General features: G+C 66.9%; 13 protein-coding genes. 4 read left to right on the top strand and 9 right to left on the bottom strand.

The genetic code is table 11. The features are described from left to right. Nucleotides 1–5: 5 nt before the first annotated feature. The 7 genes from NL126_RS03965 to NL126_RS03930 all read right to left on the bottom strand — a co-directional run bounded on the left by NL126_RS03965 (nucleotide 6) and on the right by NL126_RS03930 (nucleotide 6,872). Nucleotides 6–419, bottom strand: coding sequence for a MaoC family dehydratase (locus NL126_RS03965; protein WP_255197616.1), 414 nt, complete (start codon nucleotides 417–419; stop codon nucleotides 6–8). Between the two features lies 1 nt (nucleotide 420). Then, nucleotides 421–879: a MaoC family dehydratase gene (locus tag NL126_RS03960; RefSeq protein WP_255197615.1), complete on the bottom strand. Its 459-nt coding sequence runs from the start codon at nucleotides 877–879 to the stop codon at nucleotides 421–423. A gap of 108 nt (nucleotides 880–987) precedes the next feature. After that, complete coding sequence (locus NL126_RS03955) at nucleotides 988–2,259, bottom strand: dihydrolipoamide acetyltransferase family protein (protein ID WP_255197614.1); 1,272 nt, start codon at nucleotides 2,257–2,259, stop codon at nucleotides 988–990. Then, nucleotides 2,249–4,447, bottom strand: a complete 2,199-nt coding sequence (locus tag NL126_RS22005; RefSeq protein ID WP_350355481.1) for a thiamine pyrophosphate-dependent enzyme — start codon at nucleotides 4,445–4,447, stop codon at nucleotides 2,249–2,251. The genes NL126_RS03955 and NL126_RS22005 overlap by 11 nt, the downstream gene beginning before the upstream one ends. A gap of 47 nt (nucleotides 4,448–4,494) precedes the next feature. Further along, a complete protein-coding gene (locus NL126_RS03940; RefSeq protein WP_255197613.1) occupies nucleotides 4,495–4,863 on the bottom strand; it encodes a nuclear transport factor 2 family protein in 369 nt (122 codons plus the stop codon). Nucleotides 4,864–4,888: 25 nt separating this feature from the next. Beyond that, complete coding sequence (locus NL126_RS03935; RefSeq protein WP_255197612.1) at nucleotides 4,889–6,010, bottom strand: Ldh family oxidoreductase; 1,122 nt, start codon at nucleotides 6,008–6,010, stop codon at nucleotides 4,889–4,891. An 88-nt stretch (nucleotides 6,011–6,098) separates the two neighbouring features. Then, nucleotides 6,099–6,872 (bottom strand): HpcH/HpaI aldolase family protein, encoded by a 774-nt coding sequence (locus tag NL126_RS03930; RefSeq protein WP_255197611.1) that lies wholly within the window; start codon nucleotides 6,870–6,872, stop codon nucleotides 6,099–6,101. A gap of 99 nt (nucleotides 6,873–6,971) precedes the next feature. Between NL126_RS03930 and NL126_RS03925 the strand changes: the two genes are divergently transcribed. Continuing rightward, on the top strand, nucleotides 6,972–8,606 hold the full coding sequence (locus NL126_RS03925) for a class I adenylate-forming enzyme family protein (protein ID WP_255197610.1): 1,635 nt from the start codon (nucleotides 6,972–6,974) through the stop codon (nucleotides 8,604–8,606). A 25-nt stretch (nucleotides 8,607–8,631) separates the two neighbouring features. Here the strand turns inward: NL126_RS03925 and NL126_RS03920 are convergent, their stop codons facing one another. Further along, complete coding sequence (locus NL126_RS03920; protein WP_255197609.1) at nucleotides 8,632–9,414, bottom strand: enoyl-CoA hydratase/isomerase family protein; 783 nt, start codon at nucleotides 9,412–9,414, stop codon at nucleotides 8,632–8,634. A gap of 112 nt (nucleotides 9,415–9,526) precedes the next feature. Here NL126_RS03920 and NL126_RS03915 point away from each other — a divergent pair, with 112 nt between their 5' ends. Further along, nucleotides 9,527–10,720, top strand: a complete 1,194-nt coding sequence (locus NL126_RS03915; RefSeq protein WP_255197608.1) for a cytochrome P450 — start codon at nucleotides 9,527–9,529, stop codon at nucleotides 10,718–10,720. Here the strand turns inward: NL126_RS03915 and NL126_RS03910 are convergent. Continuing rightward, entirely contained in the window at nucleotides 10,717–11,895 is a 1,179-nt protein-coding gene (locus NL126_RS03910) for an MFS transporter (protein ID WP_255197607.1), read from the bottom strand. The two genes, NL126_RS03915 and NL126_RS03910, sit on opposite strands and share 4 nt — an antisense overlap. A gap of 190 nt (nucleotides 11,896–12,085) precedes the next feature. On the opposite strand from NL126_RS03910, the gene NL126_RS03905 reads away from it, so the two are divergent. Both NL126_RS03905 and NL126_RS03900 read left to right on the top strand, forming a co-directional pair. Further along, entirely contained in the window at nucleotides 12,086–13,297 is a 1,212-nt protein-coding gene (locus NL126_RS03905) for a cytochrome P450 (protein ID WP_255197606.1), read from the top strand. Between the two features lie 53 nt (nucleotides 13,298–13,350). Then, nucleotides 13,351–13,767: a nuclear transport factor 2 family protein gene (locus NL126_RS03900; RefSeq protein ID WP_255197605.1), complete on the top strand. Its 417-nt coding sequence runs from the start codon at nucleotides 13,351–13,353 to the stop codon at nucleotides 13,765–13,767. Nucleotides 13,768–13,771: the final 4 nt, after the last annotated feature.

The following is a 13,771-nucleotide window of genomic DNA, read 5'->3' as shown; positions in this document are numbered from 1 at the left end:
ACCGGTTAGTCGCTGAACCGTGCCGTCACCGTCCCGTCGACGGCGGTCTCACCGTTCTCCTTCGCGAGCACGACACTGAACTCGACGAGGCCGTCGTCGTCGGCCGGGCGTTTCTCCTCGACCGTGGCGGTAACGGTGACGGTCTCGTCTTCGAACACCATGTCGTGAAAGCGTGTGTCGAAGCTCGCGAGGTCCGACGGCGCACCGAGCTCCCGGACGATGGGCTGGAGCATGTACGCGAGGTTCGCCGGCCCCTGGTTCAGTAGCCCGGGGTAGCCCAACTCCTCGGCCCGACGCGGGTCGTAGTGGGGGGGATACGGGTCCTGCAAGAGGGCGGCGATCAGCTTCATGTCGTCGCCGCGCAGGTCCTCGACGGTTCGGACCAGTTCGTCACCGACCGAGAGGTCGTCGAACCGCATCTCAGAGGTCCTCCAGCAGCACCATGTCGGCTTCGAGGTCGTACACTGCGTCGCCGTCGGGCGTGGAGACGGCGTACTCGTGGGTGACGATGGTGAGGCCCCCGGACGAGCCCTCCTTCTCGACGACGCTGGTAATCGCGCCGTCGACGGTGAGGGTCGTCCCGGTCTCGATGGGTGCGTGGAATTCGACGCGTAGGCCGCCGAGTGCGGCCCCGCTCTTCCAGTCGTCGGTGAGGCGGCTCATCGTCGCCTCGATGCCGCCGGTGGCCTCGAAGACAATGTGCTGGCACATCGAGTGCGGGACGAGCTGGCCCGGCTCGCCGACGGCTTCGGCGTCCTCGTCGTATCGAAACGCGGCTTCCTCGTCACGGGTCGCGTCGGCCCAGAGGTACGCCTTCCACCCCTCGACGCCGAACTCCCCGCTGGGAATCTCGGTTCCTTCTAGCTCGGTCGCTACCATGCGTGAACTGTTGGAGGTCATCGCCTTAAACGTGTGTCCGGGCGGCCGGTGTCACCCCGGCCGCCCGAGAGACGACTGCCACGCGACGAAGCGCCCGGCAGCTGTGCGCTACCGCTCGCGAACCAGCTTCTCAGGGGACTCGATACGGTCGATGACCCGTTCCATGAACTCCCCAGCGGTGACGCCGTCGACGAGCCGGTGGTCGTACGACAGCGAGAGGTACAGGCGCTTGCGGACGGCGATGGTCCGGTCGTCGACGGCGACCGGCTCGTTCCGGATGCCGCTGACGCCGAGGATGCCCGTCTGTGGCGGGTTGATTATCGGGGTGCCGAACAGGCTGTGGCCGCCGTGGCTCCCGGTGTTCGTCAGCGTGAACGTGCCGTCCGTGAACGCTGCGGGTGTGAGCGAGCGGTCGCGCGCCCGCTCGACGAGCGACTCGAGTTCGACGGCCAGGTCGACGACCGACTTCTCGTCGACGTCCTCGATGACGGGGACGAGCAGCCCGTGGTCGGTGTGGATGGCCACACCGACGTTGTAAAACCGCTTTTCGAGCACCTCGTCGGTCTCGCTGTCCAGTTCGGCGTTCATGACCGGCACCGCCTGCAGTCCGGCGACCACGGCCTTCAGAAACAGCGGCGTGTAGGTGACGTGGACGTCGTGTTCGGCGTCGAGGCGCTCTTTCGCTGCCACCAGCGCCTCCGCGTCGGCCTCGAACACGGAGGTCGCGTGGGGAATCTCGCGACGCGACTGCACCATGTTTTCCGCGATGGTCCGGCGAGTCGGTGACAGCGGGCGTCTGACCACCTCTCGGCGCTCGTCGCCCGCCGAACGGGGTGGCTGCTCGGCCGACGCACTGTGGGCGTCGATGTCCGCCCGCAGGACACGACCGTTGGGGCCGGACCCGGCGACGCGCGTGATGTCGACGCCCTGTTCGCGAGCGTATCGCCGCGTGCTCGGTGCGGCGAAGACTCGGTCCGCTTCGGCCGACGGTGTGTGGTCTTCCGTCTCGACCGGCGGTGTGTCGTCTGGCTTCACCGGGTTCGGTGGCTCGACCGACGACTCGTCGACTCGGTCCTCCCCTGTGTCGGCCTCGACTGGCGCCGTCTCGCCGATGTGCTGGGGTGGCTCGGTCGTCTCGATAACTGCGAGAATCGCACCGACCACACAGACGTCACCCGGGTCGCCGTGCAGTGCCGTGACCGTCCCGGGGCAGGGCGAGGTGATTTCGACGACTGCCTTGTCGGTCTCGACCGTACACAGCGGGTCGTCCTCCGCGACGTCGTCGCCGGGGGCGACGTGCCACTCGAGGAGTTCTGCCTCGGTGGTCCCCTCGCCGACGTCCGGCAGCGGGAACTCGAAGCGCGTCGGGTCAGTAGGCATAGTCCATCACCGCCTCGATGGCGTTTCGTGCTCTGGTTGCGTCCGGCAGGTAGTCATCCTCGACCTGATGGCCGGGGAAGTGGACGTCGAACCCCGTCGCTCGCTTGACGGGCGCTTTCAGCCGGTCGGTGGCGTACTCCGCCACCAGCGCGGCGAGCTCTGCTCCGAGCCCCGCCGTGCGACGCGCCTCGTGCAGGACGACACATCGGCCCGTCTTTCTGACGGACGCCAGAATCGTCTCGACGTCGAGCGGCGAGAGCGTTCGCAGGTCCAGCACCTCCACGTCGGCGTCGACGGCGTCGGCCGCTTCGACCGCCGGCTGGACCATCGCGCCCCACGCGAGCAGGGTCACGTCCGTCCCCGTCCGGACCGTCCGCGCCTCGTCCAGCGGGACCGGGGTCGCCGCCACCGGCACGGGTTCTCGGCGCCCCCGGTAGCGGCGCTTGGGTTCGAGGAAGACGACAGGGTCGTCACACCGGATGCTCGCGGCGAGGAGGCCCTTCGCGTCGGCGGGCGTCGACGGGACGACCACGCGAACGCCCGGGGTGTGGACGAGATACGTCTCTGTCGACTCGGAGTGGAACTCGCTGGCTTTGATGCCGCCGCCGTAGGGCACTCTGAGCGTCACCGGCACGTCGAACGCACCAGCGGTTCGCTCGTGCATCTTCGCGAGCGTGTACTGGAGCTGGCCGAACGCCGGATAGAGAAAGCCCATGAACTGAATCTCGACGACCGGTCGCTCGCCACGCATCGCCATCCCGACGGCCGTCCCCACGAGCGCGTTCTCCGACAGCGGCGTGTCGACCACCCTGGTCGGGCCGAAGCGGTCGTAGAGCCCCTCTGTCGTCCGGAACACCCCGCCGATGGGGCCGATGTCGTAGCCGAGCAGGCGAACGGTGTCGTCGCGTTCCAGTTCGCCCTCTAGGCCCTCTCTGATGGCTTCGATGAGCGTTCGGTCTCGGGTCTCGGATGCGTCGGCCGCGGTCGGTTCGGCCGCGCTCGCCCCTGTCGCGTCGGTCGTCGACCGTCGGGCCCCGAGCGTCCCCGTCCCTCCGTGGTCGGCAAACGGGTTCTCGCCGTCGAGCTCTTGCTGGAGTTCCCAGCGGTGGCGCCGATGGCTCCACCCCTCGTCGTGGAGGTGGTGTTCGAACATCTCCATCGGGTCCGACCGCGGGACGGCGCGTGCAGCGGCCACCGCGTCCGCGATGCGCGCGTCCACGTCGGTCGTGATTCGCTCGACGGTCTCGTCGTCGAGCAGGCCACGCTCGCGCAGGTACGTCTCGAACCGGTCGACGGGGTCGCGTGCTTCCCAGTCGGCGGTCGCCGTCTCGTCACGGTAGACGGACTGGTCGTCGGCGGTGTTGTGGTCCGTTCGCCGGTAGGTCACCGCCTCGATGAGCGTCGGCCCGCCTCCCGAGCGAGCCCGGTCGACGGCCGTCGTCGCAGCCTCGTAGACGGCGAACACGTCGTTGCCGTCGACGCGCGTGTGTGGAACGCCGTGCGCCTCGGCCTTCTGTGCGAACGTCTCGGCGGCGGTCTGTCGGTGTGCGGGCACGGAGATGGCCCACTGGTTGTTCTGACAGACGACGACGACCGGCGCGTCGAACACGCCGGCGAAGTTCAGCGCCTCGTGGAAATCCCCCTCTGACGTGGCGCCGTCGCCGATGTAGACCATCGTCACCGCCTCCGGGTCCTCGCCGGTCTCCTCGGCGACGAAGGCGTCGACCATCGCCGTCCCGACGGCGTTCCCGACGTTGACCGCCAGCGGCGTCGACCCCGGCGTCACCGTCACCGTTGGCGCGTCGTCCTCGTCGACGTGGAGGTGGTCGTTTCGCGTCTCCGGCTCCGTCCCCATCAGTTTCGCGAGAATCCCCTCCATCCGAACGCCGAGGTGAAACAGCCCCGACGTCTGGCGGTAACTCGGGTAGTACCAGTCGCCAGCGTCGAGCGCGGCGGCGGTGCCGAGCCCCACCGCCTCCTCTCCGACGGAGTCGGCGGCGACGCTGATCTCACCCCGCCGCTGCATGCGGTTCACCTGCTGTTCGTACCGGCGGGTCTGGACGAAGACGCGATACAGGTCGAGCAGGGTCGCGTCGTCAAGGTCTGGCGGGTCCGCCGTCAGTGTGCCGTCGGGCGCGAGGAGCTGGTGATAGCCGTCCGGCGGCGGGTCCGCGTGCCACGTGGTCATAGCCCATACACCACACTACGTGACCATAAATTCGGGTCTCCGGCTGCCTACAGCTGCTCGGCGAGCATGTTGTTGAACGTGTTTCGCTCGACGATCTTCCCGTCGTCGTCGAACCGGAGGAAGTCGGCGAAGCCGAAGGTTATCTCCTCGCCGTCGGTCAGCTTTCTCCCCTCGTAGCGGCCACGGACGGCGACGCGGTCGCCGTCGACGAGCAGGTCATCGACCGTGTGTTCGCCCCTGAGCGGTCGTTCCTGCAGGTAGAACTCGCGGAGTTCGTCGATGCCGTCCAGTTCGCGTGGCCCAGAGCGAACGTAGGTGATGTCTGGCGAGAACAGGTCGAACAGCGCCTCGTACGCCTCGCTGTCGACGTACTCGTAGTAGCTCCGAACCGCCTCGGGGTCGGCGTTCCCGGTCATGGCTCCTCGATGTCGCGCTGGCGGATTAACTGTTGGCCGCCGCGTCGTCGAACGGCGGCTCGATATCCAGGTCGGCGGCCACCGCCGTCAGCGCCTCGACCACGCGCTCGGGGAGGGGGACGCCGCCGTCGGCCCGCTCCTGTGCGGTCAGGTACTCGGCTTCGCCTGGTAACAGTGGGTCGTCGCCCCGAGCCCCATCGCCGACCGGGACGTTCGGGAGCGATTCGGCCGCGCGGAACTGCGTCGCCATCGACTCGACTTTCGCCGCCATCGTCGCCCGGTCGCTGAAGCGTTCGGGGTCGATGGCGAGGAACGTCGCCCCGTTGGAGAACCACGAACTCGGGTCCCGTTGGCCGATGACCGGCCCGCCGCCGAGCAGGCCTGCCAGCATCTCGACGATGACCGCCAGTCCCGTTCCCTTGTAGCCGGCCGTCGTCCCCCCGAGGGGTCGGAGCGCACCCCAGTCTTCGGCTTCCTGGAACTCGCTGAGTTCTTCCGGGTCGGTCAGCGGCTCGCCGTCGGGTGACAGCGCCCATTCGCCCGGCAGGGTGCGGCCCGCAGCCTCGTACTCCTGAATCTTCCCGTGTGCGACCTGCGAACTCGCCATGTCGAGGACGAGCGGGAACGGGAGGCGGTCGAACGTCGGCACGCCGTAGGTGACGGGGTTCGTCGAGAACGTTCTGTCTGCGGTCCCGGCGAGCGCCGTGACGAGCCCCCCGCCCGAGGAGTGGACGAACGACGAAAAGATGAGCCCGTCCTCCGTGGCGCGTTCCGCCCACTCGCCCATCCGTCCGAGGTGCGTCCCGTTCCTGATGCCGACGGCAGCCAGCCCAGCCCGGTGGGCTTTCTCGACCAGGACGTGGGTGGCTAGGCGACCCACGACCTGTCCGTAGGCCAACCGTCCGTCGACGACGGCTGTGGTCTCGTCCTCCCGGATGATGGCCGGTGTTTCGTCGGGGACGAGCGCGTCGTCGTCGATCATGTCCTGGTAGGTGGGAATCCGAAGGACGCCGTGGGACGTGTGGCCCTTCAGGTCGGCGTCGACGAGCGAGGCTGCGACCATCTCAGCCACGTCGTCCGGTGCGCCGAGGTCGGCGAGCAATCGGGTCGCGAACGTCCGCAACTCCGCTGGCTCTACGGTCGTCATTTCGCGGACAGACGATGACCCGTACAATAACAGTTGGTCTCGGACCGGCGCTGTAGGTGGCTCGCCGTCTCACCTAGATCGGAACCGCTCACCGGTCGACCGCGGCGTCGAACTCGGCTTTCGCGCGCTGGCCCATCTGCGTGAGCTGCCAGAGGTCGACGCCCGTGATGAGGAAGTCGAACCCGCGGTCGAGCGTGGCCGTGATCGCTTCGGAGTCCGGCGTCACCCGGCCCACCGCCGTCCCGTTGTCGTGGGCGGCCCCGATGACCCGGTCGATGGCCGACTGGAGGCGCTCGTGCTCCCACTGGGCGAACACGCCGAGGCTCGCCGAGAGGTCTTCGTGCCCGACGAGTATCGCGTCAACGCCGTCGACGGCCGCGATGTCGGCCGCGTTCTCGACGCCCTGTTCGGTCTCGATCATCACGATGGTCACGATGGCGTCGTTGGCAGTCTCGACGTACGTCTCGAAGTTCTGGAGGTAGTTGGAACCGCGACCGGGCGCAATCGTCCGGGTGCCCTCCGGTGGGTAGGCCGTCGCCGCGGCTGCTTCCCGCGCCTGCTCGGCCGTCTCGATGACGGGAAAGAGGATGCCGCCGGCCCCCATGTTGAGGACGCGCGTGATCCGGTTGCGCTCGTCGAGCGGGACCCGGACGATGGGCCGGGCGTCGCCGTCGGCAGCCGCCACCCCCGCAATCATCGTGTCGAGCGTCTCGAGCGAATACGACGGATGTTCGGTGTCCAGTACGACGAAGTCGAACCCGAGGCCGGCCGTCACCTCGGCGATGGTCGGGTGCCCGATGAGTATCCAGGAACCGACTACCGGCTCTCGCGCTCGAAACGCAGCTCGCAGGCGCTCGTCCATATCGGGGCAGACGGGCGAGTTCGTCTAAACTGTAGTGGGGGTCGCTCACGACCTAGATTGACGAACACTTAACAGCGGCTCTCGCGTTCGAACCGACATATGGAGTTCAATTTCGACCTCGGCATCGACGACCAGGCGCAGTTCGTCCGCGAGACGCGCCAGTTCAACGTCGGCGACCTCCTCCGGAAGGCGGTCCGGAAGTACGGCGACCGGACGGCCATCGCCGAGCCCGGCCGAGAGGTGACCTACCGGGAACTGAACGAGCGGGTGAACGGCCTGACGAACGCGCTGCTCGACCGGGGCTGTGCGCCGGAGGCGGCGACCGTCGCGGTGCTCGCCGAGAACCGCGGCGAGGTGGCCGAGGTGATGTACGCGGGCGCGAAAGGCGGCTGGCTCGTCCCGGCGCTGAACTGGCGGCTCAACCGCGAGGAGCTCGTCCACTGCGTAGACCTCGTCGAACCCGACATCCTGATCGTCTCCGAGCAGTATCGCGACAAACTCGCGTGGCTTGATGCGGACGCGGAGTCCGACCCCGAGTACGTCTTCCTCGACGACCCGGACGACGACGAACTGGACTACGAGGACCTGGTCGCGGCGGGGGCGACGACCGAGCCGCTGCCCGACCGCCGTATCGACCCCGAACAGGGACTCGTCGTGTTGAACACCTCCGGGACGACCGGCTTGCCGAAGGCAGTCGTCATCAGCCACCGCTGCTGGCTGGCGCGGGCGTACAAGAACATCATCGACTTCGGGCTCGAAGAGCACGACGACCAGCTCATCTGGCCGCCCATGTTCCACATGATCTCGGCCGACTTCATCCCGACCATCGCGACGCTCGGCGGCACCTACTACCCGATGGACAGCTTCGACGTCGAGCGCGTCTACGACATCCTCACCTCCGAAGGGAGCCCTATCGCGTGGATGGTCCTCTTGCCGGGCGTCGTCGAGCAGTTCCTCGACTACGCCGAGGAACACGACATCGGCCGCGATGACATCCGCGAACTGCGCAACATCGGCGCACTGGTCGACCTCGTCGATCCGAAGAAGGTCGAACGCGTGACGAAGAAGTTCGACATGCCGTTCAAGAACTCCTACGGCGCGACTGAGAACGACAACGCACTCAGCGGCGGTCACGACGTTCCCGTGGGCGTCCGACCGGGGCAAGAGGAGTACCGCAAGGTCGAGTCCTCGTTCATCGACATGAAGCTCATCGACGAGGACTGGAACGACATCGACGGCAACCACGGCGAACTCGCGGTCCGCGGCCCGTCGGTCTGCAGCGGGTACATCAAGAACCCGGAGGCGAACCGCGAGGACTTCAACAACGGGTGGTTTCGGACTGGGGACATCTTCCGCCGCCACGACGACGGCACCTACAGCTTCCTCAACCGTCGGAAGTACCTCATCAAGAGCGGTGGCGAGAACATCTATCCCGCAGAGCTCGAGGAAGTGCTCATCAGCCACGAACTGGTCGAGGACGCGATTACGGTGCGCGTCCCGGACGAGAAGTGGGGCGAGGTGCCCCGTGCGGTCGTGAGCACGAACCACCCCGAGGACCTCGAGAAGGACGAACTGATGGCGCTGCTCCGTGACCGGCTCGCTGGCTACAAGCTTCCACACTACATCGACATCGTCGCGCCGGGGGAGCTTCCACGGAGTGCGACCGGGAAGCTCGTCCGTGAGGACATCGAGGAGTGGGAACTGGACGACGAGGAGCGGGTTCGGGAGGTCTAGGTCACGGTCGACCGTCGCTCGTCCATCACTCGACCCACTCCGGGTCTCTGTCTTCGAGGAACGCCTCGATGCCCTCTCGTAGTGGTGGGTCGCCGCTGTTCAGGTCGTACACGTCGCGTTTCGTCACCTCCAGCGCCGAGGACGGGCTCATCTCCATGCTCCGGTACACCGCTTCTCGCATGCGTGCGAGCGTCTCCGGGTGTTTGTTCGTGAGCGAGTCGACGATGTCGTCGACGGTTTCGTCGAGGTCCGCCGGCGAAACGGCCGTCGTCACGAGCCCCATCTCCGCGGCGTCGGCGGCGTCGATGAGCTCGCCCGTCAGGAGGTAGTACATCGCCTTCCGGGGGCCGATGTAGTGCTGGAGCCGGGTCGAGCTGAACCACTCGACGATGCCGCGATTGACGCCCGCCCAGCCGATCTTCGCGTCGGTCGACGCGACGACGATGTCCATGTACAGCAGCAGGTTGGCCGCCCCCGCGAGCGCGAGTCCGTCGACGACGGCGATGGTCGGCTTCCGCAGGTTCTCGAGCTGGAAGTGCAGCTCCTCCCAGCTCTCGCCGATGCGTTTGATGGCCTCCGCGTCGAAGTCGTTGTCCAGTAGCTCCTGTAAGTCGCCGCCGGTCGAGAACACCTCGTCGCCCCCCGTTCGAAACACGAGGACGCGAACGTCGTCGTCGTCTCGACAGTCGCGCACGAACGGCGCGATGGTCTCTTTCCGCAGCGCCGACTCCATCGCGTTTTTCTTCGCCTCGCGGTGGACCGTGACCTCGGCGACCCCGTCCTCGATGGTGAACTCCACGTCGTCCATACCGGTCCATCCGCGGGGAGTTACTTGCCAGTTCCCCGACCTAGATGCGGCGGGCCGTCGGCAGCGTCCCCCTCGCCGGTACGTTGATGACAGCTGCGGAGCGAGTTCGGGTATGGGAGACGATAGCAGGGCGCTGGCGGTCATGCCCGGCGAGCTGGCGACGAAAGCGCGCCAGCTCGACCCGTATCCGTGGTTCAGGGAGATGCGAGCGCAGGGGGCGGTCCGGTACGACGATGCCCGTGGCACGTACGACGCGTTCCACTACGACGAGGTCGTCGAACTGAGCGTCGAGTACGAGCGGTTCGGCAAGGAGGGGACCTCGTTTCTCGACGGCGCGTGGATGAGCCGCGACCCACCCATCCACACGGACCTGCGGAGCATGGCCGAGAACTACTTCCGCCCGTCGTATGTTCAGGAGCACTACGGCCCGGCCGTCGAGCGACACGTCGAGCGGCTCGTCGACGAGGCGGTCGCCAGAGACGGCCCGTTCGACTTCGTGGAGGCGGTGGCGAAACCGCTCCCGATTCTCGTCATCGCGGAGATGCTGGGCGTTCCGTCCGAGAAGCTGGACACGTTCCGGGAGTGGTCGACCGCGCTCATCGGCGCCCCCACGGAGCCGACCGAGGCGGCGAAACAGGACGTCCAGGAGCGGATGCTGGCGGCCATCGACAGCCTCAACGACTTCTTCAGGGACGCCATCGAACGCCGCGAGGACGAGCCGAAAGACGACCTCATCACGAAGTTCGTCCAGGCCGAATCGGCGTACGAACACATCGAGCGGGAGAACACCGTCGCGTGCTGTGGGATGCTACTCGTCGCCGGCAACGTGACGACGACGGCGTACATGACGAGTGCGCTCTGGACGTTCATCGAGGAGGGGACCATCCCGGAACTCCAGGGCGAGACGGTCGACCTCGGAGACGCGCTCGAGGAGGTGCTCAGGTACCGGACGCCGGTGATGCCACAGAAGCGTATCGCCCGCGAGGACACCGAACTCGGTGGCGTCGAGGTTCCGGAAGGTTCGCTCGTCACCGGCTGGCTCAGCTCTGCGAACCGCGACGAGGCGGTGTTCGAGAACCCCGACGAGTTCGACCCCACCCGGAGCTACGACGAGACGCCCATCCCGTTCGGCAAGGGCATCCACTACTGTCTGGGTGCGCCGCTGGCGAACCTGGAGGCGCAGACGCTGTTCACCGAACTGCTGGACCGCATCGACGGGGCGACGCTCGCGACCGACGAGATCACGCCGTACTTCAGCCCCGAGATCTACGGCGCCGCCGAACTGCCGGTCACGCTCCGGACCTAGAGGTCGAACGCGCCCAGGCGGTTCACGCCGAACAGCACGAGACAGCCGACGAGACAGGCGGCGACGACGCCGTAGGCAGTGACCCAGCCGCTCGTGTCGGCGAGCGTCCCGACGACGACGCTGCCCGAGGCGCCACCGAACATGTAGACCGTCCGGACGAGCCCGAAGCCGTAGCCGCGTTCGGCTTCGTCGAGCCGGTCGATGAAGCGTGCCTGTAACGGGCCGGGAAAGGAGAGTCCCGTGCCGAGGACGAACGACCCGACCATCGCACCGACGACCGACTGCACGCCGAGCAACACGGCGAGGCTGGTGACGATGAGCGCGATGCTCACGACGAGCGCGCTGTCCCGTGAGAACGTATCGGAGAGCCGGCCCGCGATGGGCTGGGCGACCGACGAGACGCCGAGGACGCCGCCGAGTATCGCGCCCGCGATGCCGCGGTCGATGCCGTGGTACTCGACGAGAAACGTCGGATAAAACGACGAGAGCCCCTGGAACGTGAAGATGAACGTGATCGCCAGGACGATGGTGTACAGCAGCGGTGGCCGAGTGAGGAGGTTCCGGTACTCGGTGAGCTTGATGCTGTCGCGAAGGCCGTCGTCGTTGACCGGCGGAACGCGCGGGACGACCCTCGCGATGGTGCCGATGACGCCGACGGTGAACAGCGCCGCCAGCGCGAGGACGGGGCGCCAGCCGAAGTGCTCTGCGGCCAGCCCGCCGATGGCGGGGTAGACCAGTCCCGCGAGCGTCCCGAAGGCGGCGAGGATGCTGATCGAACTCCCGTGGTCCTCGTACAGTCGGGTGACGAGAACCGACGCGGGCGGGTAGTACAGCCCGGCGCCGGCACCGAGGAGGAGCAGACACAGGGCGAAGGCGACGAGCGACGGCGCGAGGGCGACGAACACGAGCCCCGCGGTCGCGCCAGTCAACCCGAGCAACAGCAGTTGGCGTTCCCCGTACTGGTCGGCGAGGATGCCGCTGGGAAACTGACAGAGGGCGTAGATGGCCCACATGCCGGTCAGCGCCAGCCCGATGCCGGCTTTCGTCGTCTCGAACTCGAGCAGGATGAACGGCACGAGCGCGCTGATGAGGATTCGCGTGCCGAACTGCGCGAAGTTCCCACTGGCGAGGGCGTACAGCGTGCGCCGCCGACCGTCGCCCGTGTCGGATGCCACGGGCTGATACCTCGTCGACGAGATATAAAAGAGTCGCACGTCTCGGTGCCCACCCGTGCACCTAGCCGAGCCTGGTGGGGTGGTTCTAGCCGACCCTCGTGGGGCGGTTCCGGCGCGTGTACGGCTGGTTTTCCCCGGCGTTGACACCTGGGAAGTAGATTTATTACCGTCCTGTTGTGAGTATGTTGGCATGTCACAAACTGATGAGCGAGGCGAGGCTGGCGGTGAGAAACCGTGGATTCCCCACGAGATCGCGAGTCGGGAGGGGCAGCTGGACCCGTATCCGTTCTTCAAGGAGATCCGCGACGAAGCACCGTTGCGGTACGACCCGCGGCGCGACACCTACGACGTCGTCGGCTACGACGCGGTCGTGGAGTCCATCACGCAACACGAGCGGTTCACCCGGCGGAACACCTCGTACATCAACGGCTCGCTTCTGAGCACCGACGAGCCGATCCACTCCGAACTGCGGGGGATGGCCCAGGACTACTTCCAGCCGGGGTTCCTCAAGGAGGTGTACGAGCCGAAGATCAAAGCGCGGGTCGACGAACTGCTCGACAGGGCACTCCAGGGCGACGACCACATCGACTTCGTCGAGGAGTTCGCCAAGCCGCTGCCCATCCTCATCATCGCGGAGCTGCTGAACGTTCCCTCGGAGAAGATGGAGACGTTCCGCAAGTGGTCGGCGACGCTCGCGACCGCCCCGTCGGAGAACAGTCCCGAGGCGTTCGCGGCCCTTGAGGAGAAACAGGCCACGGCCATGGGTGAACTCCAGGAGCTGTTCGACGCCGAGATCGACCGCCGGGAAGCGAGCCCGACGGAGGACATCATCATGAACCATATCCGGGGCGAGCGCGACTCCGAGCTGGTCGACCGGAGCAACGTCCTCGCGAACCTCTCGATGCTGCTCATCGCCGGCAACGTCACCACGACGCAGTATCTCGCGAACGCCGTCTGGACGTTCGAGGAGGAGGACGTCATCGACGAACTCCAGAGCGGCGAGATACCACTGATGGACGCGCTCAAGGAGGTACTCCGGTACCGGTCACCGGTGATGCCCGGCAAGCGCATCGCGACCAGCGACACCGAAATCGCGGGCGTGAGAATCGAGGAGGGACAGCGCGTCGTGGGCTGGCTCAGCGCCGCCAACCGGGACCCGGACGTGTTCGAGAACCCCGACCAGTTCGACCCGTTCCGGGAGTACACGAAAGAGCCCATCCCGTTCGGCAAGGGCATCCACTACTGTCTCGGCGCCCCGCTGGCGGACATGGAGGCGCGGGTGTTCTTCGAGAAGTTCCTCGACCGCGTCGACGACTGGGAGGTGGCCACGGACGAGATCGACCCGTTCGTCAGCTCCGAGATCTACGGCCCGCGGCGGCTCCCGATTCGCGTCGTCAGCTAGCGACTGAGCCCCGCGGCGAAGTGTTTATGCCCGTGTCGAGAGCTATTCGAGCTATGAGTGACCTAGCACGTGAGCTGCTCGACCGCCACGAAATCCACGAGCTACGAGGGGCGTACAGTCGCGCCCTCGACTACGAGGACTTCGAACGCGCCCACGACATCTTCACCGAAGACGCGGTCGTGAAGTACCGAACCGGCGACAAACACGGCGCCCAGGAGGTGTACGAGTACTGGCGGGACCACGTCGAGTACCAGTTCAGCCTCCACACCGTCCAGATGCCCGAGATCGAGGTCGACGGCGACGAAGCCACTGGCAAGTGGTACATGCTCGTCTTCTACGTCGCCCCCGACGGCAGGTCGGGCCACGTCATGGGCTGGTACGAGGACGAGTACCGCCGTATCGACGGCACGTGGAAGATTTCCAGGATGGACATGGGCATCGGCTACGACACCGCCGGCTACCACACCTGAACTC

Origin of the sequence: Halorarius litoreus (assembly GCF_024362405.1) — an archaeon.
GTDB lineage: Archaea > Halobacteriota > Halobacteria > Halobacteriales > Haloarculaceae > Halorarius > Halorarius litoreus.
The sequence above is the reverse complement of the archived record's forward strand: the minus strand, read 5'-3'. Positions and strand labels throughout refer to the sequence as shown.